Here is an 18,522-nt window from a genome sequence, read left to right as displayed (position 1 = left end):
AATGGTGCATTTGCAAACATTTTGCAAACGTGAGATTTATTTTATAAACAATTCGTCTAATTTGGTTATTGCTTCTTTTTGCATATTGGGCAAGACATGACTGTAAGTATCAAGTGTAATTGAGACTTGGCTATGGCCGAGGCGCTCGCTCACTATTTTAGGATTTACGCCTTGCTGTAGAAGCATGGTAGCATGTGTGTGCCTGAGATCGTGAAAACGTATTTTGGGATAGTCTAACTTATCGATTAGTTCAGTGAATTTTTCACCAACATAATGCGGATCATAGGGTCTACCATCGTCCCACGCACAGACGAACCCTTGGTCATGATATGCTGCAGGACCCATCATGAGCTTGACCGTATTCTGCTGCTTTTTATGCTCTTTAAGAGCTTGAACAGTGTAATCCATCAGAGCTATCGTTCGCTTCGATTTGGCCGTCTTTGTATCCTTTATAGTAAGTATACCGTTTATACGTTGCAATGCTTGCTTTACCGTCAAGGTACCCTGTTTTAAGTTCACATCTTCCCATTTGAGGCCGCAAATCTCGCCTTCTCTCATACCCGTTTGCAGTGCTAACAGGACCGGCATGTATATAGGCTCATCTGAGACATCGTTTAAAAACTGGTTAACCGTATTCATATCCCATACATGCATTTCTACTTTATCAGGTCTGGGTGGTGTTACAGCATCGGCCGGATTAGAAATTATTATTTGCCAGTTCACAGCGTGCTTCAAGGCTAGATGGAGCATTCGATGTACTTTTAAAACGGTGCTTTTGCTTAATCCTTGCTCCAATAGCGTTGAATAAAAGCTTTGGATATGCGCTGGCTTTAATTTCGGCAACATGATGCTACCTAAATTTGTTTTTATATGAGCCGCAAACTCAGTGTATCGTTTATAAGTACTTGCTGCTACGTTGGTTTTAGCGTAGTTTCCCAACCAGTAGTCTAAATAGGTTGCCAACGACATCTTTTCCGGCTCAAAATACTCACCTTTTTCTATTTTGGCAATTATATCGGCCAATGCTTTCTCCGCTTCTTTTTTGGTTTTGTAGCCGCTGTACCATTTTTGCTTGCGCTTGCCATTTTCGTCATTTCCGACGTCTACGACGATACTGTAAGTCGATCCTCTTTTTCGTATGTGGCCTCGCATATCAAGATCCTCCTTTTACTTTTGAGATTAAATCAGCGATCCATGCAATAACAATAACTGCTCCGGGGAAGATGGCCCATGATATTAACATCCATCCCCACCACGGTATCTTTTTCTTTTGTGTAACCTGAGATAAAGGTGTTGCATCCACATTAACTTTTGCGAGTTTTTCTTTTGGGAACATAGAGAGCACGAATAATATACTGGCAATAACGGTAGCAACAAATATTTCTACAAACATGCGATAGTAATCAATGCGGATATACCAATCCAATTCTCCAGCATTGTTAACATCTTGTGGTGATGCGTTCTGCTTGATTGCCCTTGTTCTAAAATAATGAGAATTACGCCACACAGGCGAATATTCAATATGTTGTATTATATTAACGCCATCCGAACGCGCAAAGAATGATTTAGGCGCAAAGAAGATACATATATTGATGATCACGATGGCATACACAACTAGTATAATCCGCTGTAAATTTGTTAACTTCATCTTTTTCCTTCTTTCTATAATTTAGTTTATGTGTAAACCGCTTAATATGTGGGTACTATTCAGGCTATCTTACGTTACATGTATCCTCGCATATCAAGATCCTCCCAATATTAAATTACCAAATTTTAATCATTGACTAAAAGTTACGAAATAGCGTATAATGTAAATGAACTAGAGATAATATTGACACATTAAATATAAGTCCTCTATAGGCGAAAGTCGGCTTCATGCCGTGTGTACGTAAAGTACCTAGCTATAGAGGTAATTGAGATAGCGCCATTGATATCCGAAACCTGCACCAAGCCGTGCAGCGCATTCGAAAGAATAGGACTCAAGGCGCTATTTTGTTTTTCGTTTATTAGATTTACTCATGTCCATATACCAGATATTAAAATCAACATGTTCCCCTTTCTTATGGCATGTGGCCAATGTTTGAAGTCCAGCTTTTTGTGTTATGTATTCTGATAATTGTATCTTTGCGGTGCTAGCGTTATCGTTCAAATGTCTACAATTCCATCTATATCCTATCGCACCAGTAATTATATCTACCGCTTGTATAAGATCTTCATTATGGGAATCACGTGCTTCAATATTTCTAATAGCATCGTAGTTGATCCCATATTTTTTGCGCATTCCTCTATTTAGTATAATTTTTAACGCTTCAAGTCTATGTTTGTATGAATTTTTCCTGTCATCAGGATATATTATATATCTGTGACCCGGCATACAATTTTGAAGCAGTAGTTGATAATAAATCTTGTAAAAGCCAAGCTCTTTATCTCCATTGTTATATGTTTTATTGTCATATTGTTCCATATTAACAATTATGCAACGATATGCTAAATACCGTTTATATATACCGTCGAAAACCTCATCAATGAATTTTTTGTATTCATTTAACTTTCCATTAGACACTTTACCCCACTTTAGTTCATTTAGCATATGATTATTATTCCTAAATTCAATAAACTTAGCGCCAATATTACCGACATTTTCAGCTGGTATCCATATTCCGCCTATAACTAAATATTTATTACAACTTTGCGAACTTTCATCGCAATATACATGTACTAAAGGCAGCTTGGTTTGCACCTTAATTCTCCAACCCCCTATTGTCTATTCATTTATATACATAATGTTAAAAAATATCCTTACCGCAGGCTGCTTCATATAAGACTGGCTCCTTGACTGCTTCTATCCTTTGCCGTTTCAATACATTTAATTAATACTTGGCCACATATTTCTGCATCATTACATGCTCTATGAAAAGAATCGCCACATATACCGAGATGGCTTGCAATAGTAGGTAATTTGTAATTTTCAAGTCCAGAGAATATGTTTCTACAAGTGGGAAGTGTGTCTATATATGAGTTATTAATGTCATGCCCAAAATTCATTGCATGATGTTTTAAAAATTTTAAGTCGAAAGAAGCATTATGCATAACAAGGATTGAATCTTCGATAAAATTCACTAAACATGGCATGACTTCAGCTAATACTGGAGCATCTTTAACCATCTCATCTGTTATATGGTTTATTCTTGTAATTCCTGATGGTATATGTATTTCTGGATTAATTAAAGTTGTAAATCTATCAATAATTTGTCCATCTTTAAATTTTACTGCGGCCACTTCAATAATCTTATCGTTTATTGGATTAAGACCAGTTGTTTCCAAGTCGATAGCCACAAATTCATTGCAAGCATTAAGCCACTTTTTGGTATTAATATTTATTCGGTGATTTACTGATTGTGTATTTAAGACAGGTGCAGGAGCAGACTGCTGTTTTGGCCTTTCTGTTGCGACATTAGGCTTATCAATTTGTTTTACTTTAGGAGTAGCCTGATTAGAGTTACGCTTTGCCTTTATTTTGTCTATGAGGCCGAATATTATAAATGGGAAGATAAGAAGTACTATTCCTGTTTCAACACTCGATAGAAGTATAAGCAAGCTAAATAAATAATAAGCTGTAGCAATTAACTTTTTCCACCGAACCCCAAACCTAAAACCTGGTATATGTTTTAAAATTTTCATTAATTAATGCCCCCTTACTATTTTTTGACTTCCAATTATATGCAGCCGCTTCTTCGGCTATTTTCTGAGCCTCTGCGTCAGCTTCTTGCTCATAGTATATATCTATAATACCGATAAAACCAGCCTCAAAGTGGCCCAATTCTATATGCTCGAGTTCGTGCAATACGGTTTGGTTCTTCTTCCCATCGTTTAAGGCCTCATTTATGAATATATGGTATATGTCTGCCGAGGACTTGTATGTAAATCCATAGATATAGCCGGGCAGGGCTTTGGGTTTGCATATAATCCCATAAGTCCATAGTAGATTATCAAAGTCCTGATTGTTGCGCATAGCCGTAAGTATTTCTCTAACCATTCTGCATAGCCTCCCTAAAGCTTGTCCATAGTCAATTGAGTAATTATAATCGTGAAGCAGAATCTTCTTCCTCGACAATCTCAATTATCTTGAGTATTCGCTTTACGTCAGCTGGTTTTAGATCGGCTATCTTCTTGAACATGACACGGACCTCTTCGCGGTTGTTGAGCATGTTCCATATGCGTTCCAATTCTGGATCATCCTTTATTGCCTCTTCAATGACGTCTGAATTGCGGGTATCAGACCTACCTAAGAGGTAATCTACTGAAACGCCAAAAAAATCAGCCAATTTTTGCACTGTATCGAAATCGGGTTGACTTTTACCAGTTTCGTACTTGTTATAGGTAGTTCTATCGACTCCAATTGCATTAGCGATTTCTTTTTGGCTTAATCCTTTTTCCAATCTTAATTGTTTAATAATTTCATTAAAGAGCATATCTTTCACTCCTTTACTTAATTATAAGTGAATTTATATCACATATCAATTATAGTGCAAAAATTTCACTTTTGCTATTGACAAGTGAAGAAACATCACTTATAATATGTTTAGAGAGGTGAAGAAAATGCACAGCAAATATATGATGAGTGATGCAATAGCACTTTTGAAAGAAAGAAGAAACGCTAAAGGTCTTACTCAAGAGCAGCTTGCAGCATTGATTGGCGTAGATAGAACTACGATAACGAAAATAGAGAATGGTTCAGCAAGACCATCGGTAAATAATGCAAAAAAAATAGCGCAGGCACTAGATTTCGATTGGACGATTTTCTTTAATATCAATGATAACCAAACCAGTGAAACAGCATAGGAGGTGAGAAGGTATGGAAGTAATAAACGCAAAGATAACAAGCAATGTTAGCGAGTTACAAGAACTCCTTAACAAAGCAATAGGTCAGGCTGATGAATTAGCGAAGACGCTTGAGGTTATAAAACAGTTTGAATTAAAGGTCGGTACGGAGGAATGTTAAAGTTTTATGTTTTTGAAAGCTTTCTTTAATTGTTTTTCTGCGTCTTTTATGTCCTGCGTAAAGTTATCGGCATTTAAGTTAATGGTCTTACCACAGCCAGGGCATACGTATGAAGGATTTTGCTCGATTTCGTTAATAGACAGCTTTGTTTTATATCCGCATTCTGGGCACGGAATATCAAGCTTCACGTTTTTGTTAATTATAGTCAATGGTATTCGACCTCCCAAAATCCGTACCGACCTCTTACAAGAATTTTACTACATTATAGGATGGCAAGCAAGGCCAATGACCGAACCAGCAAAACTGCATAAGGAGGTGAGAATGGAATGTTCAGGACAGAGGGACAAAACGAAATGTTAAAAGTGCTTTGCAGTCGGTGTGACGAAATGGTGCATCAGCAAATGGCAACAAACTACCTGTTACTAAAACTGGTAAAGCATGCAACAGGTGAGAAACCGGCTGACCAGTTTATAGAGATAGCGTTTAACGATCTTTTAACCGAATCTCATGCGTTGGAAAGAATTAAGAATTTCTATCCTTGGTTAAAAGAGTTTGCTGAGGATAAAGCCGATGACAGCGCCAATGATAACAAGGAATAATTCCCATGCGGCTTTATGCAGGTGTAGTGTCAAGCATCGTAAACCGTGTCGGTTCACAGTTCATACGCTTAATCTTTACTGATGGCCGAGTGTTACAGGATTATTATGGCAAGAAGGTAACGGTAACGAGGCTATCGGATAGGCCATTTTACGAGAATTAGGAAGGAGTAAAAAAACATGACAGAGCAAGAAAAGGACCTGCTGATACAGCTTTTGACCAAGTTTACGTCATTGACGTCACAAGAACAGCAGAACGAAAATCTGCTACTACAGGCCAAAGCTGACGTGGAGAAACAATTGGGAACTGATCTGATGGATACCAAGATAGATGACAGCAGCGACGGATTTCCCACCGTTATGACCATGCCGCAGATGGCGAAATTTTTGCAGATAGGTATCAGTAAGGCTTATGAGATGTCACATTGGGTTGGCTTCCCGGCGGTGCACATAGGCCGGCAAGTGCGAGTGCCAAAGAAGGCATTATTGAAATGGTTAGAGCAACAAAAATATCAAGAGCGACTCGATGAAGCACAACTGCAAATTGTAGCTAGGAAAAGGAGGTGAATGACAATGTATAAAGTAACGACAATCGATGGTTATCATGCGGAGAGACAGCATACTGAAGAGCAGATGGCAACGGTATTATCGAAGATGATGGAACTCGAACGACAAATAAAAATTGCGAAAGAGGCTGAAGTTGAACTGCGAAAGTGCAGGGAACAGTTGGAGGAACTGGCCATGGAATACGTAGGTGGTAATGATTATTGTGTTGTGAAGGAAGGGCTAGAACAATGAAAAAATTTTTTCAGAAGCATTGGCTATACGCTATAGCTAGCGGAATTAGCCTTGGATCCCGTGGAAAAGGAGGCGAAAAAGAATGATTAATATACACGATGACAACAGCGACAAAATGTGCCCGATATTGCACAGCACATGCCAAAAAGAGCAATGCGCATGGTTCGTTAGCAAGGATGTTCCGAAGCAAGTCACGGCATGCGCAGTACAATTGCTGGGCAACGGCATGAACGTTGTCGCTTCGCTGTATACCGAAGGCATCGCTATATAAAAAAAGACGCTTAGAAAGCGCCAAAGAGAAAATATTACAGATTGATTATAGCATGTTTAACGAATTGAGTAAAGGAGTAATGAAAATGAGCGATGAAATTCAGGAAGTATCGTTGGTAACAGTAGATATTATGCCAAGGAATATTGATGCTGAAATAGCAAAGGCGGTTCAGATGCGAGCTGCTTTAGACAAACTTTTTAACAGTTTATTGCAGCAAGGAATAGACTTTGATAGGATACCCGGTACGGATAAGCCGACATTATTAAAGCCGGGAGCAGAGCTGCTATGTCAAGTATTCAGATTAGCTACCGGTGAACCTAAGATCATAAATTCAACTGAAGATTTTGAGAAGGGGATACTAAGCTACACCATATCCCTGCCAATATTGCACAGAGACACTGGTGCGCTGATAGCCACAGGATTAGGTAGTGCGAACTCTCAGGAAGTTAAATATAAATACCGCAATGTTGAACAGCAGAATGGCGAAAAAGTAAAGATGCTCAATCCCGAACCAGCCGATCAGCAAAACACACTTATAAAGATGGCCGCTAAAAGAGCATATATTGACGGCGTATTAAAGGCAACCGGCGCATCAAGGATGTTTACGCAGGATATAGAGGATATGCCATGGTTAGAGCCTGAAAAGGCCAGCAGTAAACAAATAAATTACATCAAGATGCTTTTTAAAGGTGCGAATGAAGATGAATCGCTTTCTGAAATATCTGATATCGCTGGACGCAATATTAAGGCGTGGGATGAGATCACCAGAAACGAAGCAACAAAAATCATTGATGCAAAGAAATCAAACAATGAAGCCGGTAACAGGATGACGCACACATGTTCGGAATGTGGCGCTAAGATAACGGCAGCGGAGGATAGGTACAGCAATTCCACATTCGGCAAGGCATTATGTCGGACATGTCAGGCTAAAGCTAAAGCTGCGGCAAATTAAGATTAGAGCGGGGTAACACCCGCTCACCAATTAAAACATAAGGAGGACCGTATAATGGACAATATTGCATTAGAAATAATCGATGAACACGTTGAAGAAGGCTTTGTTATAGATGATGATGCAAAAGCTGAGTGGGCTCTCAGAAAGATAGCAGAGGAACGGGCCGAAACACAGCGGTATATAAACGTGTGCCAGACTATGATCAATGAATACCAGGCTAAAATTCAGAAAGCTCAGGGAGAGCTAAACAACAGCACATCGTATTTGAAATCATTGTTGGCTCAATATTTTGAGACAGTCCCTAAACAGAAGACCAAGACTCAAGAGACGTATAAACTGCCGTCGGGTGCTCTTAAAAAGAAATATCTAGCACCAGAGTTTGTGCGGGATGATGAGAAACTTTTAGCTTGGTTGAAGGAAAGGAATATGGCATCGTATATCAAGGTCAAAGAATCTCCGGACTGGGCCGGCTTAAAGAAGAACGTGCATGTTTCAGGAGAATGTGTGGCCGATGAAAACGGAGAAATAATTGACGGCGTGAAGGCTGTGGAAAGACCTCCTGTATTTGAGGTTGAGGTATAACGTGATGAGCAATAAAAAGCAAAAGTGTTTATTGGACCGTGCTACTAGTGCTGTTCTGTGGTTTACCGTTGCATATATGATAGCCCAAATTATAAGAGCTTTGGTTGGTTAAGGAGGCTATGAAGTGAACAGATACAGTCAAATTTACAGCCAGATTTGGTTTGACGGCAAATACACAAGTTTAAGCGATACCGCTAAGTTGATGTTCTTATATGTTCTGACATCGCCGCACGGGAACATGATAGGGTATTACAGGCTCCCTGTGGCCTATGCTGCCTGTGACCTTGGATGGGATAAAAAAGACGTTATAAGCGCTCTCGATGAGTTAACGGTTGCCAGCATGATAAGGTACGACGATAAGGCCAATGTGGTACTTATCAAGAATTTCTTAAAATATAACCCTATTCAGAATGAGAGTCAGGCAAAAGGAGCGGCTAAGCTTTTAGACGATGTACCAGCAAGCCCTCTTATTGAAGAATTTGCGCAGTGCATAGAGCAACATGCGAGCGAGTATGCAGACATGTTTGAAATGGCTATGAATCATATTGCTTATAGCCTGGATGCAGCAGAGCCAAAACACGCTGTTGACACGGTGCAGTCAGCTTCATCAGATGCTCAAAAGCCTATTCCAGATGACACAGGACATCTGCTCAAGACAGTGCCGGCACTCTCAAGAGAGGGTGTCGAGAGGGTGTCGACACCGTGTCAAGACCCACCCGGGGAACAGAGAACAGGAACAGAGAACAGAAAACAGGAACAGGAACAAGAACAAGAACATGAACAGGAGAGAATGTGTCAACCGGCTGGAGCCGGTCCGCCGCCGTCACTCCAACCAGTACCGTACCAGCAAATAGCGGATTTATATAACAGCATTTGCGTATCGTTACCGCGTATAAAAACCATCACGGAAAAACGGCGTAAGCATATACGGGCCAGCTGGAAGGAGCTCGATGGGGACATCACGCTCTTTGAACAGACATTCCGGCAGGCTGAGGAAAGTGACTTTTTATCTGGCCGTTCAGGCAAATGGACGGGGTGCAACTTTGACTGGCTGATCGTGTACAACAACATGGTTAAGGTCTTGGAGGGCACATACGGCAACAAAGAGGCAGGTAAACTGCCACAAAACCTGCAAAACGCATTGCAGCTTGTAAAAAAGACGGATGCAGGCGAGTCCATTGCAGGCGGTTTATGGGAGGTGTAGGGTTACATGGACGTGAAAGAGATGGCCAGGATATTGGCAGTGATCGCTGCTGCATACCCGAAGTTTGGGATTGACAACAGCGGTATAACGCTTAACGTGTGGTATTCAATGCTCGGAGATCTGCCGTATCAGGCTGTGCAGGCAGCGGTGCAAAGGCATATACTTGAAAACCCGTTCCCGCCGAGCATAGCCGATATACGCAGGCTCACGGTTGAGCTGCTGACGCCGCCGGACAAGAGAGTCGATGCTAACGATGCCTGGGGCCAAGTGGTAAGAGCGATACGTATGTATGGCATATATAGGCCTCAGGAGGCATTGGACAGTATGGCTCCTGATGTGGCTGCGGTCATAAAAGCTATGGGTTGGGAGGAAATATGCCTGAGTGACAACTTGAATGTTATACGTGGCCAATTTCTAAAGCTATATGAGCGCAAAACAGCAGCAATCCAAAGAGAAAGGCTGCTGCCGGACAGTTTGAGGGCACAGATTGCGGCATTGGCCGAAACCAAAGCGATAGAGGAGGGCTGAAAGTGATGATGGACGATTATCATGGGAACTTACTGGATTATATAGATCGGCTGAAGTTGGACCATGACCGGTTGCTGCTTAAATGCGCGCAGTTGCTGTTGGAATCGCAGGAGAAAGACAGGATTATCAAGCAGTTGATGGATATATGCGATAGCTGGTACAACGAAGCAAGAGCTTGTGCGAGAGGGGGATTTGAACATGAAGTCACAAGAAGAAATCGCAATATCTAGGAGTAAAAAAGATTATAACGAAGCTGTCAAATCTGTCTGTTGCGGGATGACTGTTAAGTTTAAGCCAACGTGGGCAGGGAGGAATGTAGAGAATATTCAGTATAGACAAGGCAAGGTAGTGGCGAAATACGAACATCATTTCAGAGTAAGGCTCGGTAAGGTGTATGAGTGTTTTAAATATACCGATGTCATGCTTGGTGAAGTGCAGGTAATGAACCGATGAAGGCAGTAAGGCAGGCTAACCGAGGTAGAGCATTGGAGGAGCTGATTATTCTGGCTAATCAGCAGTATAGGGCGCGGGGCATAGCTGTGATACACAAGGTGCCAACGGCATGGTTGCCAATACGGGATAATACTGGCCGCATTGTAAGCGCCAAGGTGGAAGAAAAAGCCGCGGTAGATTTCCTCGGAGTCTATCGCGGCTACCCGATTGCGTTTGATGCAAAGCAATGTTCAGGAGAGCGCATACGATGGGATAGAGTAGAACCGCATCAGGCGTTGTTCCTCCAAGAATGGGAGAAGAGCGGAGGCATAGGATTTATATTCGTGTGGTTTAACTTTGAACGGTTTTATGTCGTGCCGTGGCAGTTCTGGCAAGAGCGTATGCAGCTTTGGCACAAAAAAGAAGGCCCGGCTTCAATAACGGCTATAGATATGAAGCCGGAATGGGAAACAAAAAACAGTAAAGAGATAGCGCTCAATTATCTTGAAACAGTAGATAATTTGTGGCCCATGGATAGGAGGCAAAAAAGTGACTGTATATGAATACGTGAGCTATATGCAGCCGGATGTCATAGAAGAGCTTAAGCAACTTTATAAATGGCGAAGGCCAGCCGGTATTTGTATAACATTTAAGCAGGCAATAAGCCTTATGCGGCATCCAAAATGGAAACGCATTAACCGGCGTTTGAGACAAACAGGGTGGTGATTAAATGATACCCTTTTGGGCAATTGACAAGCTATTATATAATTTACCTGAGATTAAAGCCCAATATGAGAATTTAGAGGCGGAAGGTTCATCATCGATAGTGGTATTGGTCCGCCAATCAGGCGGTTATTCCAGCAAAACAGAAAAAGTAGCGATAGACCGTGCTGTTTTAGGTATGATAATCGATGCAACAGAGCGCGGTATAAAAGCCTTGCCAAAGCGCTGTAAGAAAATATACCGGATGAAATACCGTGCTTATATGTCATATAAAGAGATCGCATCGAGGCTATTTATGAGCACGAAAACTGTTGAAAGAAGAGTGAATGAGATACGATCCGTTGTAGGCCAGCATTTAAGCGGCTTGCATGAAGATGAGGTGACGGAATTTTGGCGTGTTTTTGACGTAAAATTGACGGATTTTTGACGTGTTTTGGCCACATTTTTTGACGGCTTTGTGCTATAATTTACGTAAGGACATTTATATTTAGACGCACCATAATAGATTCCTCCTTTACGTTGGCCGCCCTTGCTCCCTTGGGCGGCGCCATTATGATTTTTGCAGGATTTTATGACATTTTGTCGAATATATATATAGATAGAAATAAAACAGGGAGGAATTTATATGTCTGTAGTTTATTTTTATAAATTACGGTTGTTTGAAGAACAATTAGTAAAAGAAGAAACGTCTCAAGACAAATATACAAGGAATTATAAATCTAATCAGGAGGCGGAGAAGCTATTCAAGGGCATTATTTTAAATAACTCTACGATGACACTAAATAGGAACAAATGTATTCCTATCGAAGATGCACCTGATTGGATTTTAACTGAAATTCTAAATTTTAACAAGTGTAAAAATTTTGATAATGTTAATTTAACACAGTGCGATATTATGGATGCTGAATATATATTTGGAAGAATAGGTAAGAAAAAAGATATAACTAATGTACAAAAGAGAAATCGCTATACTTTTGAACCAGAGGATATAGAAAAGGATCCAGATCAAGATATTGAAATTTATACATATTTTTATTTATTTTTTGATACCTCTATAATTGTATATCTTGGCGCTCAAGCAGCTCCAAGTATTAAAAAAATAGAGGATATGGTTAAAAGATACTATAACAGTATTAATTTAAGAGCAGAGGTAGTTCCAGTGACGGCTGAAGATATGATTGAAATACTTGTTCACAAAGATATAGTAAATTCTTTTGAAGTAACGACTACATTGCCGTCAGATGAAATTTTGAATGTTGATGCTATTGGACTTAGTGAGTCACTTTTTGATAAGTTAAGAGATGAAAAAAATATGAAGATTACAGTTTCTATTTCTGCGGATGGTAGGAATAAAAATTTATTTAAGAATAAAAATTATATTCGTGATATTGTCAATTGTTTAATTGGAGGAAGAGTAGGCAAAACAAGAAGACTTAAATTTAAAGCAAAAAATAGTAATGAACATATTCAGGAATATGATATTATAGATAAAATGTTTACAAAAAGCGTACAATTTACATATAAAGCTGATGAAGGAGAAAAACGCAGGAAAGAAATTGAAGAAACATTGTTTAGGTTATATTACGAAAACCGTGACGATATAATAAGATATTGTAGAGACTGATATTAGTTAGGAGTTGAATACTATGAGTTTACCTATTAAGAAAAATTATTTAAGGCGAAATAGATTCAATATAATAACGATGGTAGTATTAATATTGCTTTTAATTATAGGATTTTACTATAATTGTATTAATATACATTACGATTTAGAGAACAATGATCATTTTAATATATTGACTATTAATTCAATATTAGCAGGGTTTTTATTTACCGGATTGGGGATATTATCAAGTGCTTTAGATAAGCCGAGAATCGAAAGGCTAGATAAGAATGGATATTTAGATGATTATTTCAATGGAATCTATATTGGAATTATGATGCATGTACTATCAATGATGGCGTCAATATTTATAATTATGAGCATTTTGGGACAATACAAAAATGTATTTCTATATATTGAACAAATAGGCTTAATAATAGGGACGATATTTTTTGTTAAATCAATTTTACGTTTATTTTCAATTATAAAGCGTATGAGAAATAGCTAGAGAATAGATCTTTGGAGAGCCGAAAGGCTCTTTTTTATTGGGTGTTACCGTAACAACCGTAACGGTAACGAGAGTAACAGTAACAAGGAGGTGGCCCGGATGTCGGCTGGATATTCTTCCCGGTGCAAGGTATGTAACAGCCAGCACCGGGTCGAGATAGAAAAGTGGGCTAAAGAAAAAGGATTGAGCCCGAGAGCGATCTCTTCCAGGCTTAAAGAAGAGTGTGACGAAGATATAAGCTATAAATCAATTTGGCAGCACCTTAATGAGCATTTTGACATTAAGACTGAAGCTAAGGAGCAGTATCAAAAAAGCCAACAGCGGTTTCAAAAAGCTGTAGAAAGGCGATTGTCCGATATCGAAATACTGGATGATACTATTGCTGACAATTTCGAATTAAGCCAGGCAACTACAGCTTGGCTTAAAGATTTGATAAAGCAACGCAAAAACCCACCGATGGCGCTAGTACAATTACGCGAGAAACTGCAAAGCGAAATGCGCCAGGCCATTAAGCAGAAGCAGGAAATACTGGGGGATGATCCAGAAAGTAAGAAGGCTGATGCTGTGCAGTCCTTGGTAGATTTGATGATAGCGGCCAGTGATCCTTATGATTGATAAGGTCCAGGTTAGGCAATTAGCTCAGAAAATGCAAAACGATCCCGTTTGGTTTGTAATTGAAATTCTAGGGACTAGGCCTTGGAAGAAACAAATTGATATTATTTCAGCAGTAAGAGATAATCCAAGAACGGCTGTTCGGAGTTGCCACGGTGCAGGGAAGAGTTTCATTGCCGGCCAGGTGATTCTTTGGTTCTTATATTCATTTTACCCTAGTATAGTACTCTCAACAGCACCGACATGGCGTCAGGTAGAAAAGCTGATTTGGAAAGAGGTTAGAGCTAGCTACCGCAGGTCCAAGGTACCACTTGGCGGTAATCTTTTACCGAAGCGGCCTGAGATTCAGATCATACAGGATGAGTGGTATGCTGTGGGCTTAAGCACTAATGAACCGGACCGTTTCCAGGGTTTCCATGAGGAAAATATCCTGGTAGTGGTAGATGAAGCCGCTGGAGTGCCGGAGGAAATATTTGAAGCCATTGAAGGCGTATTAACAAGCGAACATGCACGCCTTTTGCTTTTGGGCAATCCAACTTCGGTTGGCGGTACGTTTTACAATGCATTCCGTACGCCGGGCTGGGAAAATATATCTATCTCGGCTTTTACTACGCCCAACTTTACGGCATTTGGGATTACCGAAGATGACATAATTAACAAAACTTGGGAAAGTAAAATAACTAATTCATTGCCAAATCCAAAGTTAATCACGCCGGCGTGGGTGGCCGATAAATACCGACGATGGGGGCCGAATTCGCCGGCTTATCAGGCTCGCGTTTTAGGCCAATTTCCAAGTGAGGGGGAGGATACACTTATACCGTTAGCATGGATAGAGGCAGCTATGGCTAGGTGGGAAGATACACCAGAAGGTGAGCCAATTGAAATTGGGGTAGACGTAGCTAGATTCGGTAGCGATAAAACTGTCATCGCTGCTAGGCGTGGCCAGAAAGTATTGCCACTTAATGTTTACGCCAAACAGGATACTATGGAGACTGTTGGCTGTATAATAATGGTACATCGAAAAATTGGAGCAAGCAAAACTAAGGTGGATGTTATCGGTGTAGGTGCTGGTGTTGTTGACCGTTTGAAAGAACAGGGTCATCCTGTTATAGGCATAAACGTAGCTGAGGCTGCAACTGACACTGAAAAGTTTGCTAACCTGCGCAGTGAGCTATGGTGGAATATGAGGGAGCTGCTAGATCCAAATCAAAGGCTCAACCCTGAACCGATAGCATTGCCGCCAGACGATGAACTTTTGGCCGACTTATCTGGAGTTAAATATAAGATTGATTCCCGCGGACGCATTCAAGTGGAATCAAAAGAAGATATGAAGAAACGATTAGGAAGATCACCGGACAGGGCAGATGCAGTAGTTTTAGCATTTGCGAAAGCCAGTGGTCAGCCAATATCAGATACTGTAAAAAAACTTTTAAAGGGGGCATCGTTGTATGCCTAATATATTCAATATATTCAAAAAAGCTACCGGCGAGATATCGGCACTGCGTAATTGGGTGCCGTATTTTTATGCTTATATGGTGCCGTATAAGCTGGACAGCAGCAGGGTTGACTATAAGTTAGCGCGAGCATTATATAACAACGCAGATGACCGTTATAAATTAGGTGCTGGTTTCGCTAGGCCTATTATAAACACTACAGCGGGGTTTATGGGTGTTCCGCATTTTACGCATGCTGATCCAGAAGCAGATAATGAGTTGGAGAGTGTGATGTCGAAATGGGCAGGAAAGCTGTTGCGTATAAACCGAAACGTGCTTCGCGATGGAGATGTTTTTGTGCGTATAGATAGGGTACCAGCTAAGTTTAATTCACGACAACAAGTATTTGATTTGCGCCTAATACCGCCAGAATGGGTTACGCCAATACTGGATCCACTAACCGGTTCATACCAGCAGCTTATTATACGATATCCTGTTACGGTTACGGATGCCCAAGGCAGAACAATAAATGATTATACGGTAACAGAAACATTGACGGGTACAGCCAGGACGATTGAATATGACAGCAGGGCGCCGGCAGAACTGCTAATGAAAAACGGAACCGAGCCTAATCCCTGGGGATTTATACCGGTTGTGCATTTTAAGAATGAGGCCGAGGAAACGCAGCTTTATGGCAACAGTGACTTGGAGCCGATTGAACCATTCATGAAAGTGTACCATGATACGATGCTTTTTGCTGCTCAGGGCTCAAAACTGTTTAGCCGTCCAAAAGCCAAGTTTAAGCTTAAAGATGTTGAGAAATTTCTTGAGGACAACTTCAGCAAGGAAGAAATAGATGCGGGCAAGCTGAAATTTGCCGATAAAGAAATATTTCTCATGCAGGATGGAGACGATGCGGATTTCATCACGGCTGACAGTGGCCTGACAGGTATAACCACTTTGCTGGAGTTTATATTCTATTGCATCGTTGACGTTAGTGAGACGCCCGAATTCGCATTCGGCACGGCTGTGGCATCATCGAAAGCATCTGTGTCGGAGCAGATGGTGCCATTGGCCAGGAAGATACGGCGCAAACGCGGCATGTTTGAAGAATATTACAGCGAATTGGCCAGTATGTACCTGGCTATGTGGAGTAAAGTTCAGAATATGAAGCTTGACACTTACGATGTGGATATCGGCTGGGAGGAAATAAGTCCGAAAGATGACAGCGCTGTGGCCAACACAATAAAAACATTAGTGGACGGTTTGTCGACAGCTATTGAATCTGGCTTGATGTCCATAGATGCAGCAGCCGAGTTTCTACGCGAGTTCGTGCCCAGCATGTTGCCATGGGCCGATCCGGATGCGGATGACGATGAACGCCGCCGAGTGGCAAAATCCATGATATTCAGACGCAGAGTCGAAGATGGACAGGGCTTTGAGGAAGGGCAGCAAACAGGAGAAGAATTGAGCAATGCCGACAGTATGGAATAAGAAGGATTGGGAGTTATCTGGCAGCGAACAATATGCTGAATACTTGCTTGATGCTAGAAAGCGGTTTCTAGAGCATAATGCAGCGACAGTAGAGCAAATCCAGCAAGTTTATAAAAGGGCTGCTGAAGATATAGCAAGCGATATAAAGAATGTTGCGCCAGGAACGTTACGGTATAATCACCTTAGCAGCTTGCAAAAGGCATTGGAAGAGAGAGCTAGGACCATAAATGAGAAAACTCTTGATGCTATTTATAACGGGATCCGGCTAACCACTGAAGATGGAACATTGGGTGCACAGATGATAATGCAGGACTTGTTCAAGTATGATAGAGCAGGCGTGAAATCGTTATTCGCAGATATAAACGAAAGGGCAGTGCTTGCTGTCCTTTCCCGAACGGGCAAAGATGGTTTGAAACTTTCTGACCGTATATGGCGCACTGGTGAGCATGTAAACAATAATCTAAAAGTAATGGTTGAAGATGCTGTGGCTCGTGGCCTCGACAGCCGAGAACTGGCAAAGCAAGTGCAGCAATATATGCAGCCGGGGAAATGGACAGCAATGAAGAAAGAGACACGGCGCAGGTTGGGTGTATCCAGCAATGTCAGCTATGAAGCTATGCGGTTGGCCAGGACCGAGATGAGCCATGCTTACCACGAGGCAACGATATTGGCCAACCAGTCGTCACCGAGTTACATGGGGATAATATGGATGCTATCAGGTAGCCATCCGCTGCCGGATGTTTGCGACGACTATGCTAGTCATAACGGTGACGGATTTTGGCCAAAAGGAAGCGAACCACCGCTACCGCATCCGCAATGCTTATGTGTAGCGCTTCCAAAGCACGAGAGGCCGGATGCTTTTGTAGAAAGGCTGAGGAATTGGGCGCAAAATCCTGCTAGTGACAATGGACTTGAACAATGGTATAATAATATTGCATCGAAATATATTTCAAGGCCTCCTAGCTCTGATGCCATTGCAAGTGCATTGAGAGAAAATGTATGGGTTAGTACAATAAAGCGGAATATAAAAGATGCACCACTCGATGACCGCAAAGCTTTGGCAGAATACCTTCGGGATATGGGCGGGTTTAAATATGCAGTGAAAATTGACCATATAAAGGACCGTGGCTTAACCTCCTTCACTATTCAAGATGGAACTTGGTATACACAAGATTTAATACTACAAAGCGACGATCCAAGGCCTTATAGATACCAAATCAAGACGGTCTTTCATGAAACCATACATGCTAGAATGGACAGCGTGCAGCTTACAGTACAGGAGCAGATGATTTTTGATAACAATAAGATATTGGCATATAAGCTTGAGGATACGATTGCTGAAGTGATAGCGCACTATATGGTTAAAGAAGCGGGAAATACGGAGGAGATTACGCCGGCATATAGTGGATACTTAATTCAGATATTACCCAGCTTAAAAAAGATGCCGGAATTTAAAGATTGCGAAACAATAGCTGATTTCGGCGAGCAGCTTGCGAAATACCGTTTTGGTGCGTCTAGAAAAGCAGGGTGGGAAGAGATAAATAAAGCCATAAGTACGTATCCTATAGATGTAACACAATATGCAAAACAGTATGAGCAGTATGTAAAAGATAACATGGATAGTATTGTAGAAGCTATAATGGATAACCAAGGCTTGGAAGACTCGGACCTTCGGGCGGCCGTTAGAACCAGCATAGAGAATGGTTGGGAAAACTATGATATAAATGAGTTAGGCTTTCAAGATAGCTTGATAATAGCCATGAATCGTTTGGGGGTGAAGTAAA

At 41.0% G+C, this 18,522-nt stretch carries 28 protein-coding genes; 21 read left to right on the top strand and 7 right to left on the bottom strand.

Features of this window, described 5'->3' with window-relative positions; all coding sequences use genetic code 11:
- Positions 1 to 36: 36 nt before the first annotated feature.
- The 6 genes from MAHAU_RS00485 to MAHAU_RS00460 all read right to left on the bottom strand — a co-directional run bounded on the left by MAHAU_RS00485 (position 37) and on the right by MAHAU_RS00460 (position 4,472).
- Positions 37 to 1,152: a site-specific integrase gene (locus MAHAU_RS00485; protein WP_013779761.1), complete on the bottom strand. Its 1,116-nt coding sequence runs from the start codon at positions 1,150 to 1,152 to the stop codon at positions 37 to 39.
- A 1-nt stretch (position 1,153) separates the two neighbouring features.
- Complete coding sequence (locus MAHAU_RS00480; protein WP_013779760.1) at positions 1,154 to 1,648, bottom strand: hypothetical protein; 495 nt, start codon at positions 1,646 to 1,648, stop codon at positions 1,154 to 1,156.
- 339 nt (positions 1,649 to 1,987) lie between these two features.
- Positions 1,988 to 2,740 carry a DUF3800 domain-containing protein gene (locus tag MAHAU_RS00475; protein WP_013779759.1) on the bottom strand — a complete coding sequence of 251 codons (753 nt, stop codon included), beginning with the start codon at positions 2,738 to 2,740 and terminating at the stop codon, positions 1,988 to 1,990.
- A gap of 74 nt (positions 2,741 to 2,814) precedes the next feature.
- Positions 2,815 to 3,681, bottom strand: coding sequence for a 3'-5' exonuclease (locus tag MAHAU_RS14780; RefSeq protein ID WP_013779758.1), 867 nt, complete (start codon positions 3,679 to 3,681; stop codon positions 2,815 to 2,817).
- Entirely contained in the window at positions 3,650 to 4,036 is a 387-nt protein-coding gene (locus MAHAU_RS14775; RefSeq protein WP_013779757.1) for an ImmA/IrrE family metallo-endopeptidase, read from the bottom strand. The genes MAHAU_RS14780 and MAHAU_RS14775 overlap by 32 nt, the downstream gene beginning before the upstream one ends.
- Positions 4,037 to 4,079: 43 nt before the next feature.
- Positions 4,080 to 4,472, bottom strand: coding sequence for a helix-turn-helix domain-containing protein (locus MAHAU_RS00460; RefSeq protein WP_013779756.1), 393 nt, complete (start codon positions 4,470 to 4,472; stop codon positions 4,080 to 4,082).
- A 127-nt stretch (positions 4,473 to 4,599) separates the two neighbouring features.
- Between MAHAU_RS00460 and MAHAU_RS00455 the strand changes: the two genes are divergently transcribed.
- Together MAHAU_RS00455 and MAHAU_RS15660 are read left to right on the top strand one after the other, a co-directional pair.
- Positions 4,600 to 4,842 (top strand): helix-turn-helix transcriptional regulator, encoded by a 243-nt coding sequence (locus MAHAU_RS00455; RefSeq protein WP_013779755.1) that lies wholly within the window; start codon positions 4,600 to 4,602, stop codon positions 4,840 to 4,842.
- 13 nt (positions 4,843 to 4,855) lie between these two features.
- A complete protein-coding gene (locus MAHAU_RS15660; RefSeq protein WP_013779754.1) occupies positions 4,856 to 5,002 on the top strand; it encodes a hypothetical protein in 147 nt (48 codons plus the stop codon).
- Here MAHAU_RS15660 and MAHAU_RS00450 read toward each other — a convergent pair.
- The gene (locus MAHAU_RS00450) at positions 4,999 to 5,211 is read right to left on the bottom strand and encodes a zinc ribbon domain-containing protein (RefSeq protein ID WP_013779753.1); all 213 of its coding nucleotides are present in this window, start codon (positions 5,209 to 5,211) and stop codon (positions 4,999 to 5,001) included. The genes MAHAU_RS15660 and MAHAU_RS00450 overlap by 4 nt on opposite strands.
- A 117-nt stretch (positions 5,212 to 5,328) precedes the next feature.
- Here MAHAU_RS00450 and MAHAU_RS00445 point away from each other — a divergent pair, with 117 nt between their 5' ends.
- From MAHAU_RS00445 to MAHAU_RS14765, 19 genes are all read left to right on the top strand, one after another.
- Positions 5,329 to 5,601 carry a hypothetical protein gene (locus MAHAU_RS00445; protein WP_013779752.1) on the top strand — a complete coding sequence of 91 codons (273 nt, stop codon included), beginning with the start codon at positions 5,329 to 5,331 and terminating at the stop codon, positions 5,599 to 5,601.
- Between the two features lie 5 nt (positions 5,602 to 5,606).
- On the top strand, positions 5,607 to 5,762 hold the full coding sequence (locus MAHAU_RS15655) for a hypothetical protein (protein WP_013779751.1): 156 nt from the start codon (positions 5,607 to 5,609) through the stop codon (positions 5,760 to 5,762).
- Positions 5,763 to 5,778: 16 nt separating this feature from the next.
- Positions 5,779 to 6,165: a helix-turn-helix domain-containing protein gene (locus MAHAU_RS00440; RefSeq protein WP_013779750.1), complete on the top strand. Its 387-nt coding sequence runs from the start codon at positions 5,779 to 5,781 to the stop codon at positions 6,163 to 6,165.
- Positions 6,166 to 6,171: 6 nt separating this feature from the next.
- Positions 6,172 to 6,396, top strand: coding sequence for a hypothetical protein (locus MAHAU_RS00435; RefSeq protein ID WP_013779749.1), 225 nt, complete (start codon positions 6,172 to 6,174; stop codon positions 6,394 to 6,396).
- 82 nt (positions 6,397 to 6,478) lie between these two features.
- A complete protein-coding gene (locus MAHAU_RS00430; RefSeq protein WP_013779748.1) occupies positions 6,479 to 6,667 on the top strand; it encodes a hypothetical protein in 189 nt (62 codons plus the stop codon).
- Positions 6,668 to 6,752: 85 nt separating this feature from the next.
- Positions 6,753 to 7,619 carry a hypothetical protein gene (locus MAHAU_RS00425; RefSeq protein WP_013779747.1) on the top strand — a complete coding sequence of 289 codons (867 nt, stop codon included), beginning with the start codon at positions 6,753 to 6,755 and terminating at the stop codon, positions 7,617 to 7,619.
- A gap of 54 nt (positions 7,620 to 7,673) precedes the next feature.
- Entirely contained in the window at positions 7,674 to 8,201 is a 528-nt protein-coding gene (locus MAHAU_RS00420) for a host-nuclease inhibitor Gam family protein (RefSeq protein ID WP_013779746.1), read from the top strand.
- Between the two features lie 124 nt (positions 8,202 to 8,325).
- Positions 8,326 to 9,405, top strand: coding sequence for a hypothetical protein (locus MAHAU_RS15815; RefSeq protein ID WP_013779744.1), 1,080 nt, complete (start codon positions 8,326 to 8,328; stop codon positions 9,403 to 9,405).
- Positions 9,406 to 9,411: 6 nt separating this feature from the next.
- Positions 9,412 to 9,933 (top strand): replicative helicase loader/inhibitor, encoded by a 522-nt coding sequence (locus MAHAU_RS00410; RefSeq protein WP_013779743.1) that lies wholly within the window; start codon positions 9,412 to 9,414, stop codon positions 9,931 to 9,933.
- A 5-nt stretch (positions 9,934 to 9,938) separates the two neighbouring features.
- On the top strand, positions 9,939 to 10,163 hold the full coding sequence (locus MAHAU_RS00405; RefSeq protein ID WP_013779742.1) for a hypothetical protein: 225 nt from the start codon (positions 9,939 to 9,941) through the stop codon (positions 10,161 to 10,163).
- Entirely contained in the window at positions 10,132 to 10,386 is a 255-nt protein-coding gene (locus MAHAU_RS00400) for a hypothetical protein (protein WP_013779741.1), read from the top strand. The genes MAHAU_RS00405 and MAHAU_RS00400 overlap by 32 nt, the downstream gene beginning before the upstream one ends.
- Positions 10,383 to 10,928 (top strand): Holliday junction resolvase RecU, encoded by a 546-nt coding sequence (locus tag MAHAU_RS00395; RefSeq protein ID WP_013779740.1) that lies wholly within the window; start codon positions 10,383 to 10,385, stop codon positions 10,926 to 10,928. The genes MAHAU_RS00400 and MAHAU_RS00395 overlap by 4 nt, the downstream gene beginning before the upstream one ends.
- On the top strand, positions 10,915 to 11,091 hold the full coding sequence (locus tag MAHAU_RS15650) for a hypothetical protein (RefSeq protein ID WP_013779739.1): 177 nt from the start codon (positions 10,915 to 10,917) through the stop codon (positions 11,089 to 11,091). The genes MAHAU_RS00395 and MAHAU_RS15650 overlap by 14 nt, the downstream gene beginning before the upstream one ends.
- A gap of 4 nt (positions 11,092 to 11,095) precedes the next feature.
- On the top strand, positions 11,096 to 11,515 hold the full coding sequence (locus MAHAU_RS00390; protein WP_013779738.1) for a sigma factor-like helix-turn-helix DNA-binding protein: 420 nt from the start codon (positions 11,096 to 11,098) through the stop codon (positions 11,513 to 11,515).
- Between the two features lie 198 nt (positions 11,516 to 11,713).
- A complete protein-coding gene (locus MAHAU_RS00385; protein ID WP_013779737.1) occupies positions 11,714 to 12,712 on the top strand; it encodes a hypothetical protein in 999 nt (332 codons plus the stop codon).
- A 586-nt stretch (positions 12,713 to 13,298) separates the two neighbouring features.
- Positions 13,299 to 13,814, top strand: coding sequence for a hypothetical protein (locus tag MAHAU_RS00375; protein WP_013779735.1), 516 nt, complete (start codon positions 13,299 to 13,301; stop codon positions 13,812 to 13,814).
- Complete coding sequence (locus tag MAHAU_RS00370) at positions 13,807 to 15,267, top strand: hypothetical protein (protein ID WP_013779734.1); 1,461 nt, start codon at positions 13,807 to 13,809, stop codon at positions 15,265 to 15,267. The genes MAHAU_RS00375 and MAHAU_RS00370 overlap by 8 nt, the downstream gene beginning before the upstream one ends.
- Positions 15,260 to 16,738, top strand: coding sequence for a phage portal protein (locus tag MAHAU_RS00365; protein ID WP_013779733.1), 1,479 nt, complete (start codon positions 15,260 to 15,262; stop codon positions 16,736 to 16,738). The genes MAHAU_RS00370 and MAHAU_RS00365 overlap by 8 nt, the downstream gene beginning before the upstream one ends.
- Positions 16,719 to 18,521, top strand: coding sequence for a structural protein (locus MAHAU_RS14765; RefSeq protein WP_013779732.1), 1,803 nt, complete (start codon positions 16,719 to 16,721; stop codon positions 18,519 to 18,521). Before MAHAU_RS00365 ends, MAHAU_RS14765 begins: the two co-directional genes overlap by 20 nt.
- Position 18,522 lies beyond the last annotated feature (1 nt).

This window comes from Mahella australiensis 50-1 BON, from assembly GCF_000213255.1.
GTDB classification, from domain to species: domain Bacteria; phylum Bacillota; class Clostridia; order Mahellales; family Mahellaceae; genus Mahella; species Mahella australiensis.
The sequence above is the reverse complement of the archived record's forward strand: the minus strand, read 5'-3'. Positions and strand labels throughout refer to the sequence as shown.

What these genes read in the sequence shown, in the direction of transcription:
- MAHAU_RS00375 (WP_013779735.1), top strand. Translation starts at nt 13,299, where the DNA reads ATGTCGGCTGGATATTCTTCCCGGTGCAAGGTATGTAACAGCCAGCAC.
- MAHAU_RS14780 (WP_013779758.1), bottom strand. Translation starts at nt 3,681, where the DNA reads ATGAAAATTTTAAAACATATACCAGGTTTTAGGTTTGGGGTTCGGTGG.
- MAHAU_RS14775 (WP_013779757.1), bottom strand. Translation starts at nt 4,036, where the DNA reads ATGGTTAGAGAAATACTTACGGCTATGCGCAACAATCAGGACTTTGAT.
- MAHAU_RS00395 (WP_013779740.1), top strand. Translation starts at nt 10,383, where the DNA reads ATGAAGGCAGTAAGGCAGGCTAACCGAGGTAGAGCATTGGAGGAGCTG.
- MAHAU_RS15660 (WP_013779754.1), top strand. Translation starts at nt 4,856, where the DNA reads ATGGAAGTAATAAACGCAAAGATAACAAGCAATGTTAGCGAGTTACAA.
- MAHAU_RS00385 (WP_013779737.1), top strand. Translation starts at nt 11,714, where the DNA reads ATGTCTGTAGTTTATTTTTATAAATTACGGTTGTTTGAAGAACAATTA.
- MAHAU_RS00430 (WP_013779748.1), top strand. Translation starts at nt 6,479, where the DNA reads ATGATTAATATACACGATGACAACAGCGACAAAATGTGCCCGATATTG.
- MAHAU_RS00455 (WP_013779755.1), top strand. Translation starts at nt 4,600, where the DNA reads ATGCACAGCAAATATATGATGAGTGATGCAATAGCACTTTTGAAAGAA.
- MAHAU_RS14765 (WP_013779732.1), top strand. Translation starts at nt 16,719, where the DNA reads ATGCCGACAGTATGGAATAAGAAGGATTGGGAGTTATCTGGCAGCGAA.
- MAHAU_RS00435 (WP_013779749.1), top strand. Translation starts at nt 6,172, where the DNA reads ATGTATAAAGTAACGACAATCGATGGTTATCATGCGGAGAGACAGCAT.
- MAHAU_RS00400 (WP_013779741.1), top strand. Translation starts at nt 10,132, where the DNA reads ATGAAGTCACAAGAAGAAATCGCAATATCTAGGAGTAAAAAAGATTAT.
- MAHAU_RS00365 (WP_013779733.1), top strand. Translation starts at nt 15,260, where the DNA reads ATGCCTAATATATTCAATATATTCAAAAAAGCTACCGGCGAGATATCG.
- MAHAU_RS00480 (WP_013779760.1), bottom strand. Translation starts at nt 1,648, where the DNA reads ATGAAGTTAACAAATTTACAGCGGATTATACTAGTTGTGTATGCCATC.
- MAHAU_RS00440 (WP_013779750.1), top strand. Translation starts at nt 5,779, where the DNA reads ATGACAGAGCAAGAAAAGGACCTGCTGATACAGCTTTTGACCAAGTTT.
- MAHAU_RS15655 (WP_013779751.1), top strand. Translation starts at nt 5,607, where the DNA reads ATGCGGCTTTATGCAGGTGTAGTGTCAAGCATCGTAAACCGTGTCGGT.
- MAHAU_RS00390 (WP_013779738.1), top strand. Translation starts at nt 11,096, where the DNA reads ATGATACCCTTTTGGGCAATTGACAAGCTATTATATAATTTACCTGAG.
- MAHAU_RS00420 (WP_013779746.1), top strand. Translation starts at nt 7,674, where the DNA reads ATGGACAATATTGCATTAGAAATAATCGATGAACACGTTGAAGAAGGC.
- MAHAU_RS00370 (WP_013779734.1), top strand. Translation starts at nt 13,807, where the DNA reads ATGATTGATAAGGTCCAGGTTAGGCAATTAGCTCAGAAAATGCAAAAC.
- MAHAU_RS00405 (WP_013779742.1), top strand. Translation starts at nt 9,939, where the DNA reads ATGATGGACGATTATCATGGGAACTTACTGGATTATATAGATCGGCTG.
- MAHAU_RS00460 (WP_013779756.1), bottom strand. Translation starts at nt 4,472, where the DNA reads ATGCTCTTTAATGAAATTATTAAACAATTAAGATTGGAAAAAGGATTA.
- MAHAU_RS00485 (WP_013779761.1), bottom strand. Translation starts at nt 1,152, where the DNA reads ATGCGAGGCCACATACGAAAAAGAGGATCGACTTACAGTATCGTCGTA.
- MAHAU_RS00425 (WP_013779747.1), top strand. Translation starts at nt 6,753, where the DNA reads ATGAGCGATGAAATTCAGGAAGTATCGTTGGTAACAGTAGATATTATG.
- MAHAU_RS00445 (WP_013779752.1), top strand. Translation starts at nt 5,329, where the DNA reads ATGTTCAGGACAGAGGGACAAAACGAAATGTTAAAAGTGCTTTGCAGT.
- MAHAU_RS00410 (WP_013779743.1), top strand. Translation starts at nt 9,412, where the DNA reads ATGGACGTGAAAGAGATGGCCAGGATATTGGCAGTGATCGCTGCTGCA.